Annotated in this window: 22 protein-coding genes; 6 read left to right on the top strand and 16 right to left on the bottom strand. The window is 61.0% G+C overall.

Annotated features, from left to right (window positions below; translation table 11 throughout):
* Nucleotides 1–74 precede the first annotated feature (74 nt).
* The 5 genes from entH to entC are packed head-to-tail and all read right to left on the bottom strand — an operon-like array spanning nt 75 to nt 4,900.
* Complete coding sequence (gene entH, locus L3069_RS05770) at nt 75–488, bottom strand: proofreading thioesterase EntH (protein WP_022647384.1); 414 nt, start codon at nt 486–488, stop codon at nt 75–77.
* Nucleotides 488–1,240 carry a 2,3-dihydro-2,3-dihydroxybenzoate dehydrogenase EntA gene (gene entA, locus L3069_RS05765; protein WP_023305663.1) on the bottom strand — a complete coding sequence of 251 codons (753 nt, stop codon included), beginning with the start codon at nt 1,238–1,240 and terminating at the stop codon, nt 488–490. The genes entH and entA overlap by 1 nt, the downstream gene beginning before the upstream one ends.
* Complete coding sequence (locus L3069_RS05760) at nt 1,240–2,094, bottom strand: isochorismatase (RefSeq protein ID WP_022647383.1); 855 nt, start codon at nt 2,092–2,094, stop codon at nt 1,240–1,242. The genes entA and L3069_RS05760 overlap by 1 nt, the downstream gene beginning before the upstream one ends.
* 10 nt (nt 2,095–2,104) lie before the next feature.
* Nucleotides 2,105–3,715, bottom strand: coding sequence for a (2,3-dihydroxybenzoyl)adenylate synthase EntE (entE, locus tag L3069_RS05755; protein WP_063135849.1), 1,611 nt, complete (start codon nt 3,713–3,715; stop codon nt 2,105–2,107).
* 9 nt (nt 3,716–3,724) lie between these two features.
* Nucleotides 3,725–4,900 (bottom strand): isochorismate synthase EntC, encoded by a 1,176-nt coding sequence (gene entC / locus L3069_RS05750; RefSeq protein WP_023299559.1) that lies wholly within the window; start codon nt 4,898–4,900, stop codon nt 3,725–3,727.
* A gap of 188 nt (nt 4,901–5,088) precedes the next feature.
* On the opposite strand from entC, the gene fepB reads away from it, so the two are divergent.
* Nucleotides 5,089–6,048, top strand: coding sequence for a Fe2+-enterobactin ABC transporter substrate-binding protein (fepB, locus tag L3069_RS05745; RefSeq protein ID WP_023299558.1), 960 nt, complete (start codon nt 5,089–5,091; stop codon nt 6,046–6,048).
* 77 nt (nt 6,049–6,125) lie between these two features.
* On the opposite strand, the gene entS is transcribed toward fepB, so the two are convergent.
* Entirely contained in the window at nt 6,126–7,352 is a 1,227-nt protein-coding gene (gene entS / locus L3069_RS05740; RefSeq protein WP_038415630.1) for an enterobactin transporter EntS, read from the bottom strand.
* A 108-nt stretch (nt 7,353–7,460) separates the two neighbouring features.
* On the opposite strand from entS, the gene fepD reads away from it, so the two are divergent.
* The 3 genes from fepD to fepC are packed head-to-tail and all read left to right on the top strand — an operon-like array spanning nt 7,461 to nt 10,251.
* Entirely contained in the window at nt 7,461–8,465 is a 1,005-nt protein-coding gene (gene fepD / locus L3069_RS05735; protein WP_032624697.1) for a Fe(3+)-siderophore ABC transporter permease, read from the top strand.
* Nucleotides 8,465–9,454, top strand: a complete 990-nt coding sequence (gene fepG / locus L3069_RS05730) for an iron-enterobactin ABC transporter permease (protein ID WP_074129344.1) — start codon at nt 8,465–8,467, stop codon at nt 9,452–9,454. The genes fepD and fepG overlap by 1 nt, the downstream gene beginning before the upstream one ends.
* A complete protein-coding gene (gene fepC / locus L3069_RS05725; RefSeq protein WP_038415628.1) occupies nt 9,451–10,251 on the top strand; it encodes an iron-enterobactin ABC transporter ATP-binding protein in 801 nt (266 codons plus the stop codon). The genes fepG and fepC overlap by 4 nt, the downstream gene beginning before the upstream one ends.
* An 88-nt stretch (nt 10,252–10,339) precedes the next feature.
* Here the strand turns inward: fepC and entF are convergent, their stop codons facing one another.
* The 3 genes from entF to fes are packed head-to-tail and all read right to left on the bottom strand — an operon-like array spanning nt 10,340 to nt 15,616.
* Nucleotides 10,340–14,197, bottom strand: coding sequence for an enterobactin non-ribosomal peptide synthetase EntF (entF, locus tag L3069_RS05720; RefSeq protein WP_100167665.1), 3,858 nt, complete (start codon nt 14,195–14,197; stop codon nt 10,340–10,342).
* Nucleotides 14,194–14,406: an MbtH family NRPS accessory protein gene (locus L3069_RS05715; RefSeq protein WP_032624700.1), complete on the bottom strand. Its 213-nt coding sequence runs from the start codon at nt 14,404–14,406 to the stop codon at nt 14,194–14,196. The genes entF and L3069_RS05715 overlap by 4 nt, the downstream gene beginning before the upstream one ends.
* Before the next feature lie 10 nt (nt 14,407–14,416).
* A complete protein-coding gene (fes, locus tag L3069_RS05710) occupies nt 14,417–15,616 on the bottom strand; it encodes an enterochelin esterase (protein WP_038415624.1) in 1,200 nt (399 codons plus the stop codon).
* 146 nt (nt 15,617–15,762) lie between these two features.
* On the opposite strand from fes, the gene L3069_RS05705 reads away from it, so the two are divergent.
* On the top strand, nt 15,763–18,003 hold the full coding sequence (locus L3069_RS05705) for a TonB-dependent siderophore receptor (RefSeq protein ID WP_063135850.1): 2,241 nt from the start codon (nt 15,763–15,765) through the stop codon (nt 18,001–18,003).
* A 519-nt stretch (nt 18,004–18,522) separates the two neighbouring features.
* Nucleotides 18,523–19,212: an enterobactin synthase subunit EntD gene (gene entD, locus L3069_RS05700; protein WP_038415620.1), complete on the top strand. Its 690-nt coding sequence runs from the start codon at nt 18,523–18,525 to the stop codon at nt 19,210–19,212.
* On the opposite strand, the gene L3069_RS05695 is transcribed toward entD, so the two are convergent.
* From L3069_RS05695 to betT, 7 genes are all read right to left on the bottom strand, one after another.
* Nucleotides 19,148–19,987, bottom strand: a complete 840-nt coding sequence (locus tag L3069_RS05695) for a metal ABC transporter permease (protein WP_038415618.1) — start codon at nt 19,985–19,987, stop codon at nt 19,148–19,150. The genes entD and L3069_RS05695 overlap by 65 nt on opposite strands.
* On the bottom strand, nt 19,984–20,832 hold the full coding sequence (gene sitC, locus L3069_RS05690; RefSeq protein ID WP_032624704.1) for an iron/manganese ABC transporter permease subunit SitC: 849 nt from the start codon (nt 20,830–20,832) through the stop codon (nt 19,984–19,986). Before sitC ends, L3069_RS05695 begins: the two co-directional genes overlap by 4 nt.
* On the bottom strand, nt 20,829–21,635 hold the full coding sequence (gene sitB / locus L3069_RS05685) for an iron/manganese ABC transporter ATP-binding protein SitB (RefSeq protein WP_038415616.1): 807 nt from the start codon (nt 21,633–21,635) through the stop codon (nt 20,829–20,831). The genes sitC and sitB overlap by 4 nt, the downstream gene beginning before the upstream one ends.
* A gap of 2 nt (nt 21,636–21,637) precedes the next feature.
* Nucleotides 21,638–22,549 (bottom strand): iron/manganese ABC transporter substrate-binding protein SitA, encoded by a 912-nt coding sequence (gene sitA, locus L3069_RS05680; RefSeq protein ID WP_032624705.1) that lies wholly within the window; start codon nt 22,547–22,549, stop codon nt 21,638–21,640.
* A 211-nt stretch (nt 22,550–22,760) separates the two neighbouring features.
* Complete coding sequence (gene nadS / locus L3069_RS05675) at nt 22,761–23,045, bottom strand: NadS family protein (RefSeq protein ID WP_003858821.1); 285 nt, start codon at nt 23,043–23,045, stop codon at nt 22,761–22,763.
* Nucleotides 23,046–23,047: 2 nt separating this feature from the next.
* The gene (locus L3069_RS05670; protein WP_032621825.1) at nt 23,048–23,302 is read right to left on the bottom strand and encodes a hypothetical protein; all 255 of its coding nucleotides are present in this window, start codon (nt 23,300–23,302) and stop codon (nt 23,048–23,050) included.
* Between the two features lie 138 nt (nt 23,303–23,440).
* The gene (gene betT / locus L3069_RS05665) at nt 23,441–25,474 is read right to left on the bottom strand and encodes a choline BCCT transporter BetT (RefSeq protein WP_023305649.1); all 2,034 of its coding nucleotides are present in this window, start codon (nt 25,472–25,474) and stop codon (nt 23,441–23,443) included.
* Between the last annotated feature and the right edge of the window lies 1 nt (nt 25,475).

Genomic DNA, 25,475 nt, shown 5'->3' with positions numbered 1-25,475 from the left:
CTTCGCTTACCGGGCCTGCATGTTTCGTAGGCCGGGTAAGGCGAAGCCGCCACCCGGCACTCCCGCCGCACAATCTAACCCAGCACCATCGTACTCAACCGACACGTACAGCACCGCCGCCCCTGCTCGTCGAACACCACAATCTCCCAGCTCTGACTGGAGCGGCCCAGATGCAGCGGCTGACATACGCCGCGCACCTTACCGTGAGAGACCGCGCGGTGGTGCGTAGCGTTCAGTTCCGTGCCCACCACATTCTGCCCGTCGCGGGTCATCAGAAAACCGGCCATCGACCCCAGCGTTTCCGCCAGCGCCGCCGACGCACCGCCGTGCAGCAGGCCAAACGGCTGGTGGGTGCGCGCATCCACCGGCATCTCCGCTTCCAGCGTATCGTCCCCGAGGCGGGTATAGACGATGCCAAGGTGTTCCACCATCGTGTTCTGGCTAGTGGCATTCAGCTCGTCGAGGGATAAATGACGTTTCCAGATCATTACGCCCCCAGCGTGGAGCCGCCGTCCACCACGATATCCTGCAAGGTGATATGGCTGGCGGCATCGGATGCCAGGAACAGCACGGTCGCGGCAATCTCCTGCGGACGGGCAATTTTACCGAGCGGAATGCCGAGTTTGAACTGCTCGCCGAAGCCGCGAATGCGCCGCTGTTCCGCATCATCGCTGGTCCACAACGTGCGCTGCATGTCGGTATCCGTAGAACCCGGCGACACCAGGTTACAGCGTACGCCGCTGCCCGCCAGCTCCAGCCCGACGGTCAGCGCCAGGCTTTTCAGCGCCGCTTTCGACGCGCCGTAGGCGCTCATGCCGATGCGCGGCGTGTGCGCCGCGTCAGAGGCCACGGTCACAATCGCCCCGCCCTGCTGACGACGGAACTGGCCCATCGTCTGCTGGAACAGGTTGAACGCGCCGCCGACGTTGACCGCAAAGGTCTGCTGCCAGTCCTCCTGCGAAAGCTGATCCGTCGCGCCCATACGCAGAATGCCCGCCGCGTTAACCAGCACGTCGAGCCGCTCAAGGCTGCTGAGCAAACGCCCGCAGACATCACTCGCCTGCGCCGCATCCGCCACGTCCAGTGTTTCGGTGGCAAACGGATATTCGCCGTGAGGGAAAGCCAGATCGAACCCGGTCACCTGCGCCCCGGCCTCCACAAATGCCAGCGCGGTCGCATAGCCAATGCCCTTACCCGCGCCCGTCACCCAGACGGTTTTACCGGTAAAATCAAAAGCCATCACTTCACCTCGCGGGAGAGCAGCGCCCACCAGGCATCGAGGGTCGGATTTTTTGCCAGCATCACGAAATCAATGTCGCCGTGCACTTTGCGCCAGCGGGCGGCCAGCGCCATCATCCGTACTGAATCCAGACCGTAGTCGATCAGGTTTTCGTCATCCATCGGCTCGTCGGACTCGTCCAGCAGCGGCAGGATCAGCTCACGCAGCGCGGCTTTCGTTGCCGGAACAGACGGCAGCAACTCGTCGGTCATCACCACGCGGCCCGAACGTCCGGCCACGTATTTCAGCGACATCAGGTGCTCGTCGCGGGTGAAATCCGCCAGCGCGTCGGCGATAAAGAACGGTTTGATGTCGCGCATAAAGGCGTCGGTGGCGGTGGTCATGCAGCCGATGTGGGCGTACACGCCGGTGATCAAAAGCTGGTTGCGCCCGGTCTCTTTCAGCATCTGCTCCAGCGGGGAGCGGTGAAACGCGCTGTAGCGCCACTTCACCAGCACGGTGTCCGCTTCGTCCGGGGTCAGCTCAGCGACGATGCGCTGCTGCTCCGGTGAGCGAGTCAGACCCGGCCCCCACATATCGTTCAGCAGGGCGCGGTCTTCATCGCTCTGATCTTTCGGCTGCGCGGTGTAGTACACCGGAATATTGTGCTCTTTGCAGTACGCGCGCAGTTTAGCGATGTTCGCCACTACCTGCTGCATCATGTCGCTATTTTCGCCCCAGAAATTCAGGAAGTACTCCTGCATATCGTGGATCAGCAGTGCGGCGCGCTCCGGCTCAAACGCCCAGCTTACTTTACTGGTCGGCAGTTCGGCGGCGGTTGGCAGCGCATATGCGGTTAATTTTGGAATAGCCATTCTCTGTTCCTCAGCCCCGGGCGCGTTCAGCAAGCCACAGGCGCAACTGTTTCTTATCAACTTTGCCGACCGGCGTGAGCGGAAGCGCATCCACGCTCTCCACGCGGTCCGGCAGCTTAAATTCGGCAACGCCCTGCTCGCGCAGGAAGCGGCGCACCTCCACCGCGCGCAGCGGCTGTTTCACCACCAGGTACGCGCAGCTTTTTTCGCCCAGCAGGCTGTCCTCCATGCTCACCAGCGCGGCGTGGATCACTGCTTCGTGGCGCAGCAGCAGGTTTTCGATCTCTTCGGCGGCGATCTTCTCGCCACCGCGGTTGATCTGATCTTTCTCGCGCCCCTGCACGGTGATGTAACCCTGCTCATCGATGGCGATCAGATCGCCCGAGCAGTAGAAGCCGTTGGCATCGAAGGCGCTGGCGTTGTGGTCCGGGCTGTTGAAATAGCCGCGGAAGGTGTAAGGGCCGCGCGTCATCAGACGCCCGACCTCCCCGCGCGGCAGCGGGTTACCGTCCTCGTCCGCCACCCACACTTCATCGTCCGGGCACATCGGGCGGCCCTGGGTATTGATGATGCGCTCCGGCGCATCGTCGAGGGCGGTATAGTTCACCAGCCCTTCCGCCATGCCAAATACCTGCTGAAGCTGGCAGCCAATTTCCGCCGGAATGCGCGCCGCAAGCGTGGCGGAGAGGCGTGCGCCGCCCACCTGGAGCAGCCTGAGGGATTTCAGCTGGGCGTTCCCCGCGCCGTCGGCAATCGCCTGCAACCACAGGCTGACCGCAGGCGGCACCAGCGAGGTGACATTTATCTGATGCTGCTCAATCAGCGGGAAGCAGAGCGTGGCGCTCGGATCGTTCGCCAGCACCACGCAGCCGCCCGCCGTGAAAACGCCTAACGATCCTGGCGAGCTCATGGCGTAGTTATGCGCCGCGGGAAGGGCGTTCAGATAGCGGGTGTGCGCAGTGATACCGCAGATTTCGTTGCTGCGACGGATGCTGTAGTCGTAATCGTTATGCGTGCGCGGGATCAGCTTCGGCGTGCCGGTGCTGCCGCCGGAGAGCTGGAAGAACGCCACTTCGTCGGCGGGCGTCGGGTTCGGGATGAAATTGTCCGCCGGGCGCGCAATCGCCGCCTCCAGCGCATGTTCGCCCTTATCGCCACGCAGCAGCACAACGCGTACCGAGCGATGCGCATCCACAAAGGTGTTGAGAAAATCATCGCCTGAGAACAGCGCGTGGTCGCGATCGGCAATCAGTACGGCGGGTTTGATCTGCTCCGCGTAGGCGTTGAGTTCACTGCGCTGATGGCTAAAGAGCGCGTTGACCGGCGCGACGCCGATTTGCAGTAGCGCGAAGAAGGTGATGTAGAACTCGGCCACGTTGCCAAGCTGCACCAGCGCGGTCTCGCCGCGATGCAGCCCCTGCGCCTGAAGGGAGGACGCCAGATTCGTCACCGCCTGATTAAACGCGCGGTAGGTGATGCGGCGATCGCCGTCAATTATCGCGACCGTATCGCTGTCCGCATGGTCCGTCAGGATGTGGGTCAGCGGCAGATCCTGCCAGTAGCCTTCTTCACGGTAGCGGCGGGCAAACTCCTCAGGCCAGCGGGTAAAAGGGATGGTCATGAGTATTCCTTAGTGCAAACCAAACACGTTGAGCATGGTGGAGAGCTTCACGCCCGTCTCGCGCCACTCGCCGACCGGGGAGGAGGCAGGCACAATGCCCGCGCCAGCAAACAGGCGAACGGTATTTTGATGCAGCCGCGCGCAGCGGATAGTTACCACCCACTCGCCGTTACCTTCGCTGTCGCACCAGCCGACGATGCCGCCGAACAGCTCGCGGTCGAACGGCTCCAGCTCGGCAATCAGCTCTTTTGCCGCCTGATGCGGGAAGCCGCTCAGCGCGGGCGTCGGGTGCAGCAGGCAGGCTAGCGTCAGGGCGTTCTCGTTTTCACGTGCCTCACCTTCTACCGGCGTGGCCAGATGCCACAGCGTCGGGGTGGTGATGAGCTGCGGGGAAGCCGGCATGCTCAGATGATGGCTACGCGGTTCCAGAATGGTTTTCATCGCCTGCGTGACCAGATCGTGCTCGTGGCGGTCTTTTTCGGAGGCCAGCAGCTTAGTGCCCGCTTCGCGATCCAGCACATCGTCCGGCTGACGGCGCGCAGAGCCTGCCAGCGGCAGCGAGCTAAAGTGCGCGCCCTCTTTGCGCAGCAGCAGTTCCGGGCTGGCGCCCAGCAGCACGCCGCCGTCTTCCAGCGGTACGTGGAAGTTAAAGCTCGCCGGGTTCTGGGCGATAAGACGCTCCATCAGCGCGCTGCTATCGATCTGTTTGTCGGTAGCGATATCAATCAGGCGCGACAGCACCACCTTATTCACCTGCGGCGTAGCGGTGAGCGACGCGGCGCGAGCAACCATCTCCTCGAAAACCGGCTGCGACGGGATCTCGGTGCGCTGTTGCACGTTCAGCGTCTGCGCGCCGGAGGCATAACGTGCGGACTGCTGACGCGCCGGGCGGGAGAAGGTTTGCCAGCGTTGCGGAATAAACAGCGATGACGGTTTGCGGGTATCGAAGGGGATCGCCCCTACCATCACCGGATGGGCAATGCCGCTGTTTTTCGCATTCCGGAAAGCCTGAGCTAATTTCTGCTGAAAGGGACCCGCCGGATCGTCACCGCCGACGGCGGGTTCAGAAAAACGGGCAAAACAGCCGGACGTGGTAAAACTGCGGTAAGGCGACATAAAGAAAAAGCTGTCTGATTGCAGCGTTGTCGCGGTGTGCTGAACTTCCTCAGCCAGGGACGTGTCCATATCATCCTCCTTAAAATGATAAAAGAAGCAATAATGATTATCATTTATATTTTCGTCGGCTAACCTAATCCCACATCGCCCCGCTGTCAACCGTCGGGCAAATAACTTGTGCGACAAACGCTTGCATCCCTTCCCTACAGCCCTGAAAATGAGAAGCATTATCTTCAATAAAATCAGGATGCCGCTCTGTGAAAATCGCTGCCGTTTGCCGCAATGCCCTTCTTTTAACAGGACTTTTTGTTTTAGGACTAACCTCAGCCGTCGCCGCCGACTGGCCGCGCCAGGTCACCGACAGCCGCGGCGTTCACACGCTTGAGAGCAAACCGACGCGCATTGTCTCCACCAGCGTGACCTTAACCGGCTCCCTGCTGGCCATTGACGCGCCGGTCATTGCCAGCGGCGCGACCACGCCAAACAACCGCGTGGCGGATGCGCAGGGCTTCCTGCGTCAGTGGGGCGATATCGCCAAACAGCGTAAGGTTGCCCGGCTGTACATCGGCGAGCCGAGCGCCGAAGCCGTCGCGGCCCAGATGCCGGACCTGATTTTGATCAGCGCCACCGGCGGGGATTCCGCGCTGGCGCTCTACGATCAGCTTTCCGCCATCGCGCCGACGCTTATCATTAACTACGACGACAAAAGCTGGCAGGAACTGCTGACCCAACTGGGGACGATCACCGGGCAGGAGACACAGGCCGCAGAGCGCATCGCTGCCTTCGACAAACAGCTCGCCAAGGTGAAACAGCAGATGAAGCTGCCGCCACAGCCGGTGAACGCCATCGTCTACACCGCCGCGGCGCACACGGCGAACCTGTGGACGACAGACTCCGCGCAGGGCAAGCTTTTGCACCAGTTGGGCTTTACGCTGGCCGACGTGCCTGCCGGGTTGCACACCTCAAAAAGTCAGGGCAAACGCCACGACATTATCCAGTTAGGGGGTGAAAACCTGGCGACGGGGCTGAACGGCGAAGGGCTGTTCGTGTTTGCCGGCGATCAGAAAGACGTGGACGCGATTTACGCCAACCCGCTGCTGGCGCATCTGCCGTCGGTTAAGAACAAGCGCGTCTGGGCATTAGGAACCGAGACGTTCCGCCTGGATTATTACAGCGCGATGTTGGTGTTGCAGCGTTTGAATTCAATTTTTAAATAAGTGGCACGTTCCCCGTAGGCCCGGTAAGCGCAGCGCCACCGGGCGTTTTGTCGGGTGGCGGCTACGCCTTACCCGACCTACAGGGTCTGCCTGAACCGACGCAACTCCACCAGAACCGCCAGTATAATCACGCCAACAACGGCTAACACAAACCCGCTGCTGCTCGCCGACGCCACCGGGGTCATTATCGCCCCCAGCCCGCCGAGGATCGCCGCGCCAATCGCATCGCCCGTGACGTTCTGCGCCGTCCACAGGCCGTTAATGCGCCCGAGCATCCCTTCCGGCGTCTGGGTCTGGATCAGGGTGTACTGTAAAAGAGAGCTGACCGCGCTCAGCCAGCCGAAAATCACCAGACACATCACCCCCAGCGCCCACACCGGCATCAGGCTAAAGAAACCAATGGCGATAAACGAGGCCAGCGTCGCCACCAGCATGATCAACCCCGGTCTCGCGCTCTGCGCCAGGTTGCCGCTGGTCAGCGCCCCGAAGGCCGCACCGAGCGGAATGGCGGCGTACAGCACGCCAATCTCTGAGGCGCTCATCTGCCACTCACCCGCCAGCGCCGGATACAGCACGCGCACGGCGCTCGCCATCGTCAGCAGGCCGCCGAGCAGCGCAATGCCGCCAATCAATGGGTTGCTGAACAGGAAACGAATCGCGGCCATCAGGGACTTCAGCGGATGCTCGCGCGGCTGCGGCGGGGGTGGCAGGAGCGGCAGACGCAGTAGCGTCAGGGTGGTAATAAACGTTCCCGCCGCGGCAAGGCCGTAGTTCCACGCCACGTTGCCGGTCGCCAGCAACAGACCGCCCACCATCGGCGAAATCACCGAGCCGAGACGTACGGTGAGCATAGTGATCGCCCCCGCCTGCATCAGGTTCTCGCGCCCGACCAGCGCGGGCGTGGCCGCCAGCAGCGCCGTCACGCCTAACGAAGCAAAAAAGCCGTCCCACAATCCCAGCACGTAAATGGCCACCAGCGACGGCTCCGGCAGCATGGCGTTCAGACACAGCCCGACAAAGCCCACCCCGCAGGTGCCGCGCGCCAGCAGGATCAGCTTTTTACGCTCGTAGCGGTCCGCCAGCACGCCGCCCACCATCAGGCCGATAAACATCGCCCCGCCGGTTAAGGTGACGGATAACCCCACCAGCCAGCTGGAGTGAGTCATGGTCTGGATTTGCACCGGTACGGCCACACCAAGCAGACCGAGGGACAAAATGGAGATAAAGCGAGCGATAAAAACGGCGCGATACGCCGGGTGTGTTTTGAGCAGGCTGAGGTTAAGCAGCCAGGATTTTTGATTCATGACAAAGCCTTGAGTCTATTTCTACCCATTCCATGGGCGCACATGCTAACATAGCCAAATAAGATAGATAACGATAATCACTATCATTATCAAATCATGGATGTTGCTATGTCGTTTTCCTCTTCTGCGGTGCGCGCCCTTGCCGTGCCCGTTTTATTGCTACTGCTAATCCTTGCGATTGCACTCAGCCTGCTGGTCGGCGCAAAACCGCTGCCCGCGTCCGTTATTGTCGATGCGCTATCCGGTACCTGTCAGAGCGCCGACTGCACCATCGTGCTCGACGCTCGCCTGCCCCGCACCCTTGCCGGATTGCTGGCTGGCGGTGCGCTCGGCCTTGCCGGTGCCCTGATGCAAACCCTCACCCGCAACCCGCTGGCGGACCCCGGCATTCTCGGCGTTAACTCCGGCGCCAGCTTTGCCATCGTGCTCGGCGCAGCGCTGTTTGGATTTACGTCCCCCTCTGAACAGCTGGTGATGGCTTTTTGCGGCGCGCTGGCGGCCTCGCTGGTAGTGGCGTTTACCGGCAGCCAGGGCGGCGGCCAGCTCAGCCCGGTACGCTTAACGCTGGCGGGCGTAGCGCTCGCGGCGGTACTGGAAGGCTTGTCCAACGGCATCGCCCTGCTCAACCCGGACGTGTATGACCAGCTGCGCTTCTGGCAGGCGGGTTCGCTGGATATTCGTACCCTTGAAACCTTAAAGGTGGTGGTGATCCCGACAATCGTCGCTGCCGCCGTGGCGCTCTGTTTAAGCCGGGCGCTGAACAGCCTGAGCCTCGGCAGCGATACCGCGACCGCCCTCGGCAACCGCGTGGCGCGCACGCAGCTGACGGGGCTACTCGCCATTACCGTGCTCTGCGGCAGCGCGACCGCCGTGGTCGGGCCGATTGCCTTTATCGGCCTGATGATGCCGCACATGGCGCGCTGGCTGGTGGGGGCGGATCACCGCTGGTCGCTGCCGGTCACGCTGCTGGCGACCCCTGCCCTGCTGCTCTTTGCCGACGTACTGGGCCGCCTGCTGGTGCCGGGTGAACTGCGCGTCTCGGTGGTCAGCGCCTTTATCGGCGCGCCGGTGCTGATCTTCCTGGTTCGACGCAGACGCGGGGGTGGCGCATGATGGCCCCGTCCCGTCGTTTACTTACCAGCGTCGCCCTGCTGGTCGTCGCCAGTCTGCTGCTGGCGGTCTGGAGCCTGCAAAGCGGTGCCGTAACGCTTGATTTCGCGCAGGTCTTTCACGCTCTCAGCGGCAGCGCGCCGCGTAACATCACCATGGTGGTCACCGAATGGCGACTGCCGCGCGTGGCGATGGCGATCCTGGTGGGCGCGGCGCTTGGCGTCAGCGGCGCGATATTCCAGTCGCTGATGCGTAACCCCCTCGGGAGCCCGGACGTGATGGGCCTGAATACCGGCGCGTGGAGCGGCGTGCTGGTGGCGATGGTGCTGTTCGGGCAGCATCTTACGGCCATTACCTTTACGGCGATGGCGGGCGGCATTCTCACCTCCCTGCTTATCTGGGCCCTGGCCTGGCGCAACGGCATCGACACCTTCCGTCTGATCATCATCGGGATCGGCATCCGTGCGATGCTGATGGCGTTCAACACCTGGCTTCTGCTACAGGCATCGCTGGAAACCGCGCTCTCCGCCGGGCTGTGGTACGCCGGCTCCCTCAACGGTCTGACGTGGGGAAAAACCTGGCCCGCCGCGCCGCTGATTTTGCTGATGTTTATTGGCGCGTTGCTGCTGGTCAGGCGCATGCGGCTGCTGGAGATGGGCGACGACAGCGCCTGCGCGCTGGGCGTGAGCGTAGAGCGCTCGCGCCTGATGCTGATGCTGGTGGCGGTCTTACTGACCGCAGCGTCTACCGCCATCGCCGGGCCGATCTCGTTTATTGCCCTCGTAGCCCCGCATATCGCGCGGCGTCTTAGCGGTACCGCGCGCTGGGGATTAACCCAGGCGGCGCTGTGCGGCGCATTGTTACTGCTGGCCGCCGATCTCTGCGCTCAGCAGCTGTTTATGCCTTATCAACTGCCGGTGGGCGTGGTGACCGTCAGCCTCGGCGGGATTTACCTCATCGTCTTGCTCGTTCAGGAGTCACGCAAGAAATGACAGATTCAACATTCCGCTTGCGCGGCGAAAACTTGACCCTCGGCTACGGCAAAAAAATCATTGCCCGGGATTTATCCGTGTCCATTCCGGACGGCCACTTCACCGCCATTATCGGCCCGAACGGTTGCGGCAAATCGACCCTGCTGCGCACGCTGAGCCGCCTGATGTCGCCGGTTGAGGGTAGCGTGTTCCTCGACGGGGAGCAGATCCAGCGCTTCGCCAGCAAAGAGGTGGCGCGCCGAATTGGTCTGCTGGCGCAAAACGCCACCACGCCGGGGGATATTACCGTGCAGGAGCTGGTCTCCCGCGGGCGCTACCCGCACCAGCCACTGTTTACCCGCTGGCGCAAAGAGGACGACGAGGCGGTGAAGCGCGCGATGCAGGCGACGGGCATCACCGATCTGGCCCAACAAAGCGTCGATACTCTCTCCGGCGGACAGCGCCAGCGCGCCTGGATTGCAATGGTACTGGCGCAGGAAACCTCGATTATGCTGCTGGACGAGCCGACAACCTGGCTCGATATCAGCCATCAGATTGATCTGCTGGAGCTGCTGAGCGAACTTAACCGCACGCAGGGGTACACCCTGGCGGCAGTGCTGCACGACTTAAATCAGGCGTGCCGCTACGCGACGCATCTGATTGCGCTGCGCGACGGCGAGATTGTGGCGCAGGGCGCGCCGAAGGAGATTGTGACGCCGGATCTGATCGCGCGGATCTACGGCATGCGCTGCATGATTATTGACGATCCGGTGGCGGGTACGCCGCTGGTGGTGCCGTTGGGCAAGCGTGCGGTCTGATGCCCTCACCCCGGCCCTCTCCCACGGGGAGAGGGAGCAAACCATCCCCTCTCCCTGTGGGAGAGGGTTAGGGTGAGGGGCATTTGCACTATCCTAAAATTTCCTTCAGTACCGGCCCAATCTTCTCAAACGCCTGCGGTGAAATAATATCCACGTGGGCGCAGTCCTGGCTGTACACCTCCAGCGCACTCACCCACGGCGCCCATGCGGCCTGCGGATCCATGGTTCGCGTGCGTTCGGCGACAAACAGCGTCGCTTTACCGTCGAACCGTGAACTATGCGCGGTGGTGAGCAGCCGCACCGCATCGGCGTAGTTGCCTTCAATAGCGTTAAACAGCTCGCTGGAACCTTGCCCCTGCTGGGCGGCGATAAACGCCTGACGCTCGCGCTCAATTTCCGCCAGCACCTCCGGATCGAGGCCATTGGCCTCTTTCTCCGCCCAGTTCTGGGTTTCCGGCGGCCAGGTATCCAGCAGGCCGAGGAACGCCACCGCTTCACCCTGCTCGCGCAGACGCGCCGCAATGCCCTGCGCCAGCGTGCCGCCGAGGGAATAGCCGAATAGATAATACGGCCCCTGCGGCTGCTGCTTACGCAACGTGTTCAGATGATGTTCGGTCACCGCATCGAGATCCGCACACTGCTCCATCGGCCCCTCAGGCCGGGGAGACTGAATGCCGACGATTGACCAGCGCGGGCTGAGGTAGCGCGCCAGGACGCTAAACTGCCAGGCAAAGCCGGACGCCGGATGGAAGCAGAACAGCGTGGGGCCGTTGCTCTCACGCAGCGGGAGAACAGTTTCATACCCCAGACGCTGCGCCTGCTCGTCGCTCATCTGCGAGTCCAGCAGGCCGCTAAGCTTACTCACCGTTGAGGCGACCATAATCTGGCCCGGCGTGACCTTACGGCTGAACGCACGGCTGAGCTGAGCCGCGAGGCGCATCGCCAGCAGCGAGTGGCCGCCGAGGGCAAAGAAATCGGATTCGATATCGTTCACTGCGCAGCCCAGCAGGGCAGAAAACGCCTGCGCCACGGCGACTTCGGTTTGTGTCTCAGGCGCGCGACCAGAGGTTTTGCTGGTCAGCTCCGGCAGCGGCAACGCCTTGCGATCCAACTTGCCGTTGGCGCTTAACGGCAGCGCGCTGATTTGCAGCAGCACCACCGGCACCATATGTGGCGGCAGCTGGGCTTTGAGTGATGCTAGCAGCGCGTCGCGATCCAGCGGTAAGCCGGATTCGGAGACAACGTACCCCACCAGCTGGCGGGCATCGCCACCTGTCGCCGCTGCCTGGTTGAACACGCAGGCGTGCGCCACGGCCTGGGCCACATCCGGCAGCGCGAGCATCGCCCGATCGATTTCGCCCAGTTCGATACGCTGTCCGCGGATTTTTAACTGGTCATCGCTGCGGCCCAGATATTCCACCGCGCCGTTGTCCAGCCAGCGGGCAACGTCCCCGGTGCGGTACATCCGCTCGCCGGGGGCAAAAGGATCGGCGATAAAGCGGCTGGCGGTAAGGTCGGGGCGTCCCAGATACCCCTGCGCCAGCTGGATGCCGGTGAGATACAGATCCCCCGCCACGCCGAACGGCACCGGGCGCATCATCGCGTCCAGAATGCGCAGCCCCGTATTCCACACCGGGAAGCCGATCGGCACGCTGTTCCCTTCCACCGCCGCCAGCTCGGGGCCGTACGCCGGATACCAGCTGACGTCCACCGCCGCTTCGGTCGGGCCATAGAGGTTGTGCAGCGGCGCATGGGTGAGCTGTTCCCACTCGCGACACAGCGCAGTCGGCAGCGCTTCGCCGCTACAGAACACCTGCTTAAGGGTTTTGCAGCACACAGCGTTTTCCGGCGTCAGCGAGGCGACGAACGCCGCCAGCATCGACGGCACGAAGTGGGTGGTGGTTACGCCATATTCTGCGAAGAAGCCCTGCATCGCCTGCGGATCGCGGTGCGCGTCCGGCTCGGCCATCACCAGCTTCGCCCCGGCGATAAACGGCCACCAGAACTCCCACACCGACACGTCAAAGCTGCACGGCGTTTTCTGCGCCACCACGTCATGCGCCGCCAGTGGATAATGATCCTGCATCCACTTCAGGCGGTTAACGATGGCGGTATGGCCGACCATCACCCCTTTTGGTCGTCCCGTCGAACCGGAGGTAAAGATGATGTACGCGGTCTGCTCCGGCTTCGCCAGGCGCAGAGGTTCAGCATCGGTGGCCGGTAATAGTGTGTTGTAACTAAAGGTGGCGATCGGCAGATCGTTAAAGCGCGGAAGCTGCTCGTCGGTGGTAATGAGCAGCGACGGCTTCGCGTCCTCCAGCATCATCCGCAGACGGTCGTCCGGGTAACCGGTATCCAGCGGCAGCCAGGCGGCGCCAGCTTCAACAATCCCGTGCAGCGCCAGGGTCAGGAACACCGAGCGCGGGAGCGCCACCGCCACGCTGTCGCCCGGCTTCACGCCGCGCGCGCGCAGCAGATTTGCCAGCGCGACCACCTGCTCGCGCATCTGGCGGTAGTTCAGCTCAGTATGGGCATCCGCCAGCGCCGGGGCGTCCGGCGTTTTGCTCGCCTGCTCCGCGACAAGGTCCGCCAGCGTGGTGGACGGCAGCGCCAGCCCGGTATCGTTGATTCGCGCCAGCCGGGCGTATTCCTGCTCTGATACGGTTTCCACGTCGCCACAACGCAGGTCCGGGTTGGCGGCAAACTGCGTCAGCATTGCGTTCAGCCGCGCCGCGTGCCCCTTCAGCGTCGCCTCGTCGTAACGCTGCCTGTTGGCGAGGATCTCAATGCTTAGTCCGCCCTGCTCGTCCGGGAACAGCGCCAGCTCCAGATCGTTCACCGGGCCGGTCGCCAGCGTGTGGGTAATGGCCTCCACGCCGTCGATATCCAGCTGATAATCGAACACCTTGACGTTCAGCACCGGACCAAACAAGGGTTCGTCCCCTGCTGCCTGCCCGCTGTCGCGCACGATCTGCTCGGCGTCGTAGCGCTGATGGCGGCGCATCTTTTTCAGCTGGTTCGCCAGGCGCAGCGCCAGCGCCGACAGGCTCTCGTGCGGGCTAATATTCACCGCCAGCGGCAGGACGTTGAGCACCGGTCCGGTCGCGGTCAGCGCGGCGGAGCCCATGCGGCGCATAAAGATAAACCCGGCGGCGTAGTCCAGCCGCCCGGTCAGGCGGCCCAGCCACAGCGCCACCAGCGCAAGCGCCAGATCGGTTCGCTGCGTTTGCCCGGCCGCCTGTGCAAGCAGGCTGAACGCATGGCCGTCCATCGCCATTTTCAGGCGCAGGATGTCGGTGGTGGCGGCACGTCCCGGCAGGGGCGCGGAAGAGAGCGAGACCGGAGAAGGAAGCTGTTTGCGCTGTTCGGTCCAGAAAGCACCGTCGCGCTGATACGCCTCGCTGTCGCTATAGCGCTGATACTCTTCTACCACCTCGGCGAACGGAGTAAACGGGGAGGCGGGCGCAGGTTCACCTTTCTGCCACGCAGCGTAAATGGCGGCGATTTGACGGGTAATGGCCGGGAAACTGAAGCCATCTACCACCAGATGATGATACCGCTGATACCAGTACCAGTGGTTTTCTCCCACCTGAATCAGCTGGTGAAACGCCAGCGGCTGACCGCTGTCGACGCGCAGGTTCTGGTTGAGATCGGCCTCCATCAGCGCCACGGCGTCGTCGTGGGAGTTAACGCGCACAATGGACGGCTCCGGCAGGATCATGGCCTCATCGACCCACTGCCACACCTCGCCGTTATCCTCGGTGAAACGCATCCGCAGGGTGTCGGCCTGCATCATGCCTTCAGCGATGGCTTTTGCCAGCAACGGCGCGTCGATAGCGCCTTTCAGTTCGGTGTAGTGCGCCACGCTCCAGGCGTTTGGCAGGGAGGAAAGCTGCTCTGCCATCCAGATCCCCGGCTGGGCGGCGACAAGAGGGAGACGGTTCATGCGCGCTCCCCCGCAAAATAAGACGGCTCAAGCGTCTGCCACTGTTCCGCCAGCCACTGCTGGCACGCCTCCTGAGATTGCGGTTCGCACACCACGCGCCAGCCCGCGGGCAACTCGCACTCCTGCGGCCACAGGCTGTACTGCCCCTGGTCATTTTGCAAAATGGCGAACTGTCCCTGCGGATTATCGAAAGGATTGCTGAATTCCATACAGACTCCGTTATTGAATAAGCGGCTGCCAGAGGGTCATCAGCCCCTGTGTCAGCCCACCGCGCCAGCAAAGCGCATCGTGTCCGCCGTCAACCTGACGCCAGAAAACCGGTTGCTGAGTGTGTAGTTCGGCGAGGATCGCCTGGTTTGCGCGTAAGATAAGCGGCTCGTTGCGCCCAGCCTCAAGGACGATGCGCAGCCCGCGAGCGGTTTTTTCACCCGCTTTGAGTTGTTCAATGAGCAGCCCGTCCTGCTGCGCGCCGCGGTGCGGCCACCAGTAGGATCCGGACTGGCTGAGGATGCAGCCAAAACGCTGCGGCCAGTTGAGGCCCGCATAGAGGGAAGAGAGCCCGCCGAAGCTTTGGCCCGCCACCACGGTATGGTCGGCGCGGTCGCTGAACGGGGCCATGCTTTTCACCTGCGGGAGGAGTTCGTCCTGCACCGCCAGCCAGAAATCAGGGTTGCACGGCAGCTCGCGGCTGCGGTGTGCGGTGTCAATAACGTCGATTAAGACATAAACCGCAGGCGGCAGTTTGCCTTCATGGGTGAGCGACGCCAGCGCAGGCCAGACGGGCATGCTTTCGGCCCAGAATTGCCCATCAAGCAGCACCGCCAGCGGGCGCTCGGGGCTTTCATCCCCGGTGGTAAAAATCCACACGCGGCGATGGTTCTTCAGACGCGCGCTGTGCCACTCAATGCAGACAGGCTTTTTATAGGGCGTATCGGGATGATTCCAGCCGGGCTGTACGGGCGCCTCCGGCATCTCCAGCGCCGAGACGGCGTGCCCGCGTCCGCCGCGCCAGCTCTGGGCATTCAGCGGATCGGAAACCGCGTGCGGCAGCAGTTTGCGCCAGCCTTCGCGCAGCGCCATGCGGTCCGGCTGCTCGCCTTCAAACACTGCGCTGGCAAAATCATCTTCATTGTCGGAGGGGATAAAACAGTAGCTGCCGCGCCATTCGGGGCTGAACTCGCCCTGCCACTGCCAGACGTCGGTATCCGGGATACGTTCAAGGGACTGCGGACGGGCATTTTGATGGTGATCGGTCACGCCGGTGACGTAGAGCCAGACGCGTTTAATCGTCGACGTTTTCTGCGTTCCCGCCGGGTCCCGCCACCAGAATGTCACGCGATAGTTTTCCTGATGACGTTCCCGTTCCGGCCCGTTTTTCGCCTGCCACCACGCTTCACTTCCGGTTGTTAACGCCGTCACCCTTATAACCCCATGTTTAACAGTCTTTTTTGTTTCAGAGCAAATTTTATTGATAATATTATTGATAACTATTTGCATTTGCAATAGCGTAATGCCCGCGCTGTGGGAAGCGCGCTCATTAAATAACCATAAAAGCGGGACGTACAATGAATAAGAAGATTCACTCTCTGGCCTTGCTGGTCAATTTAGGGATTTATGGTGTCGCGCTGCCCGTCATGGCAGACGACAACACCGCCTCCGCGCAGCACGAAGACACCATGGTGATCACCGCCGCCGAGCAGAATTTGCAGGCGCCGGGCGTGTCGACCATCACCGCCGATGAGATCCGCAAAAACCCGCCCGCGCGCGACGTGGCGGAAATCATCCGCACCATGCCGGGCGTTAACCTGACCGGCAACTCCACCAGCGGCCAGCGCGGGAACAACCGTCAGATTGACATTCGCGGCATGGGCCCGGAAAACACCCTGATCCTGATTGACGGCAAGCCGGTCACCAGCCGCAACTCCATCCGTCTGGGCTGGCGCGGCGAGCGTGACACCCGCGGCGATACCGGCTGGGTACCGCCAGAGATGATCGAGCGCATCGAAGTGATCCGTGGCCCGGCCGCTGCACGCTACGGTAACGGCGCGGCGGGCGGCGTGGTGAACATCATCACCAAAAAATTCGACGACCAGTGGCACGGCTCCTGGAACACCTATCTGAACGCGCCAGAACATAAGGACGAAGGTTCGACTAAACGCACCAACTTCAGCCTGAGCGGCCCGCTGGGCGGCGACTTCAGCTTCCGCATGTTTGGTAACCTGGACAAAACCCAGGCCGATGCGTGGGACATCAACCAGGGTCACCAGTCTGAACGTACCGGTGCCTACGCCAACACCTTGCCCGCAGGCCGTGAAGGTGTGGAAAACAAAGACATCAACGGCGTGGTGCGCTGGGACTTCGCACCGATGCAGTCGCTGGAGTTTGAAGCGGGCTACAGCCGCCAGAACAACCTGTATGCGGGCGACACGCAGAACACCAACAACGACAACGCGCTGGTGAAGAAGAACTACGGTAAAGAGACGAACCGTATTTATCGCCAGAACTTCGCCGTGACCTGGAACGGCGGCTGGGATAACGGCATTACCACCAGCAACTGGGCGCAGTACGAGCACACCCGCAACTCCCGTCTGGGTGAAGGACTGGCGGGCGGTACTGAAGGTCTGTTCAACAGCAATAAATTCACCGACACCGATCTGTCCGACGTGATGCTGCACAGCGAAATCAACCTGCCGATTGATTTCATTGTGAACCAGAACCTGACGCTCGGCACCGAGTGGAACCAGCAGCGCATGAAGGACTCGACCTCCTTCACGCAAACCCAGCAGGGCGGCACCATCCCGGGCATGAGCGAAGACCGTAGCCCCTACACGTCAGCGGAGATCTTCTCCCTGTTCGCCGAAAACAACATGGAGCTGACCGACAGCACCATGCTGACCCCTGCCCTGCGCTTCGATCACCACACTATTGTCGGCAATAACTGGAGCCCGTCCCTGAACCTGTCGCAAGGTCTGGGGGATGACTTCACCCTGAAGATGGGCATCGCGCGCGCCTATAAAGCGCCAAGCCTGTATCAGACCAACCCGAACTACCTGCTGTACAGTAAAGGCCAGGGCTGCTACGCCAGCTCCGACGGCGTGGGCTGCTACATGATGGGTAACGACGATCTGAAAGCGGAAACCAGCATCAATAAAGAGATTGGCCTTGAGTGGAAACGCGACGGCTGGCTGGCGGGCGTGACCTGGTTCCGCAACGACTATCGCAACAAGATTGAAGCGGGCTACGCGCCGATTGGCCAGACGTCCACCGGCAAAGTCACCACCGATATCTACCAGTGGGAAAACGTGCCGAAGGCGGTGGTGGAAGGTCTGGAAGGCTCCCTGAACGTGCCGGTCAGCGACACCATCAACTGGACCAACAACATCACTTACATGCTGCAAAGCAAGAACAAGGAGACCGGCGATCGTCTGTCGATCATCCCGGAGTATACGCTGAACTCTACCCTGAGCTGGCAGGTACGTCAGGATGTCTCATTGCAGTCGACCTTCACCTGGTACGGCAAGCAGCAGCCGAAGAAGTACAACTACAAAGGTCAGCCGGTGACCGGGTCTGAGAAAGACGAAGTCAGCCCGTACAGCATCGTTGGCCTGAGCGCGACCTGGGACGTGACGAAAAACGTCAGCCTGACCGGCGGCGTGGACAACGTCTTCGACAAGCGCCAGTGGCGCGCCGGTAACGCCCAGACCACGGGTAATACCACGACGGGTGCGTATATGTACGGTGCGGGTGCGTATACGTATAATGAGCCGGGTCGCACCTGGTACATGAGCGTGAATACGAGGTTCTGATACAGGTAGTGACTTCCCCCTCTCCCTGTGGGCTGAGGGATCCCCAGTAATTTTTTTATGCAGTAGCAATAAAGTTGCTTTCTAAATGACTGAGGGCTGTCAGCGATGCCCTGGTCCGGCTGTAAATCGCTGAGGCGTTTGCCTTCCGGCCGGGGCGAGGCGCAGGGATGCGCCGAGAGGGCGGCTTTACAGGGACGTTGCCTCCGCCCGTACCCGATAAGCCGGAAGGAATAAGCCGAGGGCACCGCGAAGCGGCGATTTACCGCCGGGAGCCCGGGTCGCCAGGGTGGTGGCGACTGAGCCACCCTGGCACGTTCACCGGTCATGTCGTTACAGAGTAGCAAGGAACATAAAGTGAACGGAATGACCACCACCGCCGTATATTCCCCTCACCCTAACCCTCTCCCCGGAGGGGCGAGGGGATTGCTCAGTGCTCGCATTAATTTGTGGGGAACCCTCAGCCCTTTGGGAGAGGGCCGGGGTGAGGGCATCAGGCCGCACAATACTGAAGGGAAAACCATGCACACAACCCACAGCACATTTTCTCTCGCCGGCCACACCCTTCACCGCATCACTTTCGACCCCACCACCTTCACCGACGCCGATCTCCTCTGGCTCCCCCATCACGCACAGCTGGCTGACGCCGGACGTAAGCGCAAATCCGACCACCTGGCAGGCCGCATCGCCGCGGCGCATGCGCTAAACGAGCGCGTAATCCCCGGCATCGGACCCAGCGGCGAACCGCTCTGGCCGCAAGGTATTTCCGGCAGCATCACCCACAGCGGCACGCAGGCGATGGCCGTCGTCACGCATCACCCGGCGCTTATCGGCATAGATTGTGAAACGATCCTTTCCGAAAACGAAGCCTGGGAAATCAAAGACGGCATCATTGATATGCAGGAAGAACCTGTGCTTTCCCGCTCGGGATACCCGTTCGCCCTCGCCCTGACGCTGGCGTTCAGCGCCAAAGAGAGCCTGTTCAAGGCCCTCTTTCCGCAGGTGCAGGCCTGGATGGGTTTTGACAGCGCCCGCATTACCCTGCTCGACGACAGGACGCTTACGCTGGCATTGACCCGTCAACTTGCAGGCTTTGAGGAAGGCACTGCCTTCACCCTTCACTGGCAGCAGCACGGCGAACAGGTCATCACCCTGCTGTCACACGCTCCTGCCGACGTGCCTTCACGCTGGTCACCACAAACGTCACGATAAACACCATCGCGAACAGGACCACAATGGTCGGCGCGGGCGCGCTGTCGAGATAAAACGAGGCATAAACGCCGCTTACCGACACCAGCGCTGAAACGGCGACCGCCACCAGCAGCGCCATGTGAAAGCGTCGGGTGATCAGCACCGCCACCGCGCCGGGGGCAATCAGCAGCGAAATCGACAGAATTATCCCCACCGCTTTCAGCGTCGCCACGATGGTCAGCGAAACCATGCACAGTAAGCCGTAGTGCAGCCAGCGGGTGCGCAGGCCGCTCGCCTGCGCCTGCTGATAGTCAAAGCAGAACAGCAGAAAATCGCGCCACTTCAGGCCAATCACCAGCGCAATCAACCCCGCGACGAGACCGCTTTGCAAAATGTCCATCCCGTTAATGCCCAGCATATCGCCGAACAGAATGTGGTCGAGATGCACCTCAGGTTTGACGGCGATATAGAGGATCAGCCCGGCGCCGAACATGCCGGAAAAGACGATCCCCATAACCGTATCTTGCTTGATTCGGCTGTTATCCTTCAGGTATCCGGTGGCGACCGCGCAGAACAGACCGGCCACGAATGCGCCCAGCGCCAGCGGCAGGCCCATCATCCAGGCCAGCACGACGCCGGGAAACACCGCGTGGCTCATGGCGTCGCCCATCAGCGCCCAGCCTTTCAGCACCAGAAAAACCGACAGCAGCGCGCAGGGCACGGCCACCAGGAGTGAAATCAGCAGCGCGTTGTTCATAAACGCAAACTGGAACGGTTCGAGGAGCAGCGTCATCATGGATGTGCCTCCCGCGCCCGACGGCGGCTGGCAAGCAGCCCGTGCTTCGGCGCAAAGACGAACGCCAGCAGGAACAGCAGCGTCTGGGCGACCACGATAATGCCGCCGGTGGCGCCGTCCAGGTAATAGCTGGCCCACGCACCGAGGAAGCTGGTGATGCTGCCAATGGCGACGGCAATCATCAACAGGCGCGGGAAGCGATCGGTCAGCAGCCAGGCGGTCGCACCGGGCGTAACCACCAGACAGATCACCAGAAATGCGCCGACGGTTTGCAGCGCCGCCACGGTAGAGACCGCCAGTAGCGTAAAGAAGAGAATTTTCAGACGTTCCGGGCGCAGACCGATGGCGCGGGCGTGGTTCTCATCAAAAAAGGTCACCATCAGATCTTTCCATTTGAACAGCAGGATAACTATCGACACCACGCCGATAATCGCCAGCTGGACGATATCTTCCGGGGCGATAGCCAGAATATTGCCGAGGACGATGGTCTGAATGTTCACCGAGGTCGGGTTGAGTGAGACCATAAACAGCCCCAGCCCGAAAAAGGAGGAGAAGATCAGCCCGATAATGGCGTCCTCCTTCAGGCGGCTGCGCTGGTTGAGAAACAGCATGCTGCCCGCCGCCAGCCCGCCCGATAAAAACGCCCCCAGCGAGAACGGCAGCCCGAGCATGTAAGCGCCCGCTACGCCCGGCACGATGGAGTGCGACAGCGCATCGCCGATCAGCGACCAGCCTTTGAGCATCAGATAGCAGGAGAGAAACGCGCACAGCCCGCCCACCATCGCCGAGACCCACATCGCGTTGAGCATGTACTCGTAGCCGAAGGGTTCGAGAAGCACGTTCATTTGGCCTCCTGTCGGTGCGTGACGAAGGGGCGTTCGTCGTCGGTAATAATGCGATCTTCCGAGCCGCTGAGGACCACGTGGCGCAGCACGCCGCTGAAGGCGCGCTCAAGATTCTCAGCGGTAAAAGTGATATCCGTCGGGCCGCTCGCCAGCACGGTGCCTTTGACCATCACCGTGTAATCGCAGAATTCCGTGACCGAGCCCAGATTGTGGGTCGAAACCAGCATCGTTTTACCCTCGTCGCGCAGCTCCCGCAGCAGGCTGATGATCCTGGCTTCGGTTTTGACGTCCACGCCGGTAAACGGCTCGTCGAGCAGGATCACCTCGCCCTGCTGGGCAATCGCCCGCGCCAGAAACACGCGCTTCTTTTGGCCGCCGGAGAGCTCGCCAATCTGCCGATGACGCAGCTCAAGCATATCCACGCGCTTCAGGGCGTCGGTTACAATCTGCCTGTCGCGCTCTTTAGGCCGACGCAGAAACCCCATATGCCCGTAGCGGCCCATCATCACCACGTCCTCGACCAGCACCGGAAATGACCAGTCGACCTCTTCCGACTGCGGCACGTAGGCGACCAGGTTCTGGCGCAGCGCCCGGTGAGGCGGAAGCCCGAGAATGGAGATAGTGCCGCTCGCCGCCCGCACAAAGCCCATCACCGCCTTAAACAGCGTGGACTTGCCGGAACCGTTCACCCCCACCAGGGCGGCAATCGATCCGCCCGGCACGCTGAACGACGCGTCGCGCAGCGCCGTGTGGCCGTTGCGGTAGGTCACGGTCACGTCGGTTACAACAATCCCCTTCTGCATGGTTACTCCTTCATCCCATCGCGGATGCCCTGCACCAGCGTGCGGGTGGTGACGTTCAGCAGATCGATATAGGTCGGCACCGGGCCGTTTTCTGCACTCAGGGAGTCAACGTACAGCACGCCGCCGTAATGGGCGCCGGTTTCCCGCGCCACCTGACGAGCGGGCTTATCCGAGACGGTGCTTTCGCTGAACACCGCCGGAATGTGATGTTTTTTCACCAGATCGATAACCTTGCGCACCTGCTGCGGCGTGCCCTGCTGATCGGCGTTGATCGGCCACAGGTACAGCTCTTTCAGGCCCAAATCCCGCGCCAGATAGGAGAACGCCCCTTCGCTGGTCACCATCCATCGCTTGTCTTCCGGGATCGCCGTGACCTGCTTGCGCAGCGGTTCGAGAGTGGCGGTGATCTTCTGCTTGTAGGCGTCGGCGTTACGCTGATAGGTCTGCGCGTTGGCCGGATCGTACTTCACCAGCGCGTCGCGGATGTTATCGACGTAAATCAGGGCGTTGTCCGGCGACATCCACGCGTGCGGGTTGGGCTTGCCGTTATAGGGCCCTTCGCTGATGCCCATCGGGGTGATGCCTTTGGTAACAATCACCTCCGGCACGCCGTTCAGATGCTGATAAAAGCGCTGGAACCACAGCTCCAGATTCATGCCGTTCGCCAGGATCAGCTGCGCCTTCTGCGCGCGTTTGATATCGCCCGGGGTGGGCTGGTATTCGTGAATTTCCGCGCCCGGTTTGGTGATGGAGGTGACCTCTGCGGCATCCCCCGCTACGTTTTTCGCCATATCAGCGATAACGGTAAAAGTGGTGATGACCTGGAACTTTTCAGCCGCCAGCGCGCCGGTTGTGGTCGCGGTCATAAGCAGCGCGCCGAGCAACAGACGCTTCAATCCTTGCCGTGGATGCATCGCAGAAGTCTCCTGAGGTGATTAAATTAAAAGCAAAATTAGCCCGTGCTATAAGGTATAGCACAGGCTATATTTAAATGAAAATAATTATCATTAAAGTTGTGTCAACGGAGGGAGAGCCTGATGGCGCTTCGCTTATCAGGCCTACGGTAAAGCAGTTTTGGAGTTTTGTAGGCCGGGTAAGCGCAGCGCCACCCGGCATAAGGGCGACTCACTGCCCGGCAAGTGCCTTATAAAATGCAGGATTCTCCCGAATCACATTAAGTACCTTCGCCGCCAGCCCGGTTGGGTTGCGACGTTTAGACTCCCAGCTCTTTATCGTATCGACGCTCGTGCCAAGCGCCTTCGCCATTTCGCTTTGCGTGATATTGAGCTGCTCTCTGATGGCGCGCACATCAGCAACTTCATAGCGGGTTACCCGGGAAGCGGCTTTTCTTCCGTTATGGATCTCAACGGCCTCTTCAAGCGAAGATTTTAATTCATTAAAAATACTCATTATCAGCCTCCACCTGCCTGATTAGGGTACATAGTACACCTCAAATTTACGGCACTGGAAGCAGTATTTTTCAGAATGGAAGTCAGCTTTTTAAGTTCTGCTTTCTCTGTCTCTGTCAGGCTGTCCTTTATGCATTTTGGATAGGCCATAATGAAATAGATCACCTTTTGCAGATCCTTTAATTCATCATCCGTAGCAATGCTTTTAATCTGTCGGGTAAAGAGTGATGTTTCGATAAACTCTATCGCATGACTCATCCATAGTTCCTTCCCTAAACGCAGCAAAAGCCCGAATGCTTCAGCATCAGGCTCTTGCTGCATGGTTACTCTTCCTTGAGTAATGCTGCGCCAAATAACTGTATTTATATACAGTCTGAAGGTATTTTAAGAATCCGTTTAGACATCCGGGAACATCACGCTATTCCCCGGCGCTTCCCTGTGGAGATGGATAAAGTTCAGGTGCCGTTCATACTGGTCCAGAATATCCGTAATTACCTGCTCCTTGCTGTAATCCATCAAATCATTCCCCTGGCTGCCTTCCAGCAGGAAGGTCTCCAGCCGGTAGTAGGTCGATTTGCCGCTGCGCGCCCGGTAGGTGAACCCTGGCACCGAATACTGCTGCGGCCAGATCTGATAAACAAAGTTCTGCTCGTCGCCCATGTGCACCAGCAGATCCAGGTGCCCCAGGGTTTCGCCCTCTTCCGGTGGCAGGTTTTTCAGCTCCACGTAGGCGCCACGCAGCTTCAGCTCCTGCGCCACCTCTTCCATCGCCGGGAAGCAGACCGTCTCCATCATCTGGCTGGTGTAGCGCGTGCCCGGGTAGTTCATGAGGCGCGACAGGCGTTTCTTCCAGCTCAACCTGTCCTGCGCGCCCATCGGCCGCGGGGCGGTGTCGCGGCTGGCGCTGACGCGGCGGTAGTCTTCCACCTTAAGCGATTTATACAGCCCGGCCATCACGAAGAAGATCACGAAGCTGAACGGCAGGCCCATGATCACCGTGGTGTTCTGCAACGCAGAGATACCGTTGGTCATCAGCATCCCGAGCGTCAGCAGGCCGATGGCGACGGACCAGAAGATGCGCAGCCAGTTCGGCGCATCGCTGTTGATGTCTTTAAGCTTCGAAGTGAAGTTCCCCAGCACCAGCGCGCCGGAGTCCGCCGAGGTGACGTAGAACAACAGGCCGGTAATGGTTGCTACGGACGCGCTAAAGGTAAACGCCGGGTACTGCGCCAGCAGGCTGTAGAAGCCGCGCTCCGGGTGCACCATCGCTTCCTGCGCGAAGGTCGCATTGCCGTGGATAATTTCGTGCAGCGCGCTGTTGCCGAAAATCGACAGCCACAGCAGGGTGAAGGTGAACGGGATGATCAGCGTGCCCATCACGAACTGACGGATGGTGCGGCCACGCGAAATGCGCGCCAGGAACAGGCCGACAAACGGCGACCAGGCCACCCACCACGCCCAGAAGAAGAGCGTCCAGTTGTTCATCCATTCCACCGGGCGGTCAAAGGCGAAGCTGTTCAGCGTCATGCCCATAAAGCGGTTCACGTAGTCGCCCACGTTGAGCACTAGGGCGTTGAGCAGGAACGAGGTGTCGCCCATAAACAGCACGAACAGGATCAGCCCCAGCGCCAGCGCGACGTTCAGCTCGGAGAGCACGCGAATACCTTTATCCACGCCGGAGGTCACCGAGATGGTAGCGATGATCACCGACAGCGCAATTAGCGCCGCCTTCGCCGCCATCGAATCCGGGATGTCAAACAGCACGCTCAGCCCGTAGTTAAGCTGCACTACGCCAATCCCGAGCGTGGTGGCGATGCCGAAGATGGTGCCGATCACCGCCGCGATATCGACGCTGTGGCCAATCGGGCCGTTGATCTTTTTCCCGAAAATCGGGTACAGCGCGGAGCGGATGGTTAGGGGCAAATTATAACGATAGCTAAAGTATCCGAGCGCCATGCCCATCAGGGCATACATTGACCAGCCCGTCAGGCCGTAGTGGAACAGCGTCCAGACCATCGCCTGACGCGCGGCCTCCATCGTCTGCCCTGCCCCTTCCGGCGGCTGCATATATTGCGTGACCGGTTCCGCCACGGAGAAGAACATCAGGTCGATGCCAATGCCCGCGGCAAACAGCATCGCGGCCCAACTCAGCAGGCTGAACTCGGGCTTGGACTGCTCCGGCCCAAGCTTCACCGAACCGAAGCGCGAGCAGGCAATGCAGACGACGAACACGATATAGAGCGTCGCCGCCAGAAGGTAGTACCAGCCGAAGGTCTTCGACACCCAGTTCAGGGTGCGCCCAATCCACTCGGCAGAAAAATCACGAAAGAAGATGGTCGTCAGGGAAAACAACAAAATCAGCCCGGCGGACGTATAAAAAACGACCGGGTTGATTTTGTCTTTTTCTCTGTCTTGTGAAAGGTCTGTCATC

It is taken from the genome of Enterobacter cloacae complex sp. ECL411 (genome assembly GCF_021869665.1).
GTDB classification, from domain to species: domain Bacteria; phylum Pseudomonadota; class Gammaproteobacteria; order Enterobacterales; family Enterobacteriaceae; genus Enterobacter; species Enterobacter intestinihominis.
The sequence above is the reverse complement of the archived record's forward strand: the minus strand, read 5'-3'. Positions and strand labels throughout refer to the sequence as shown.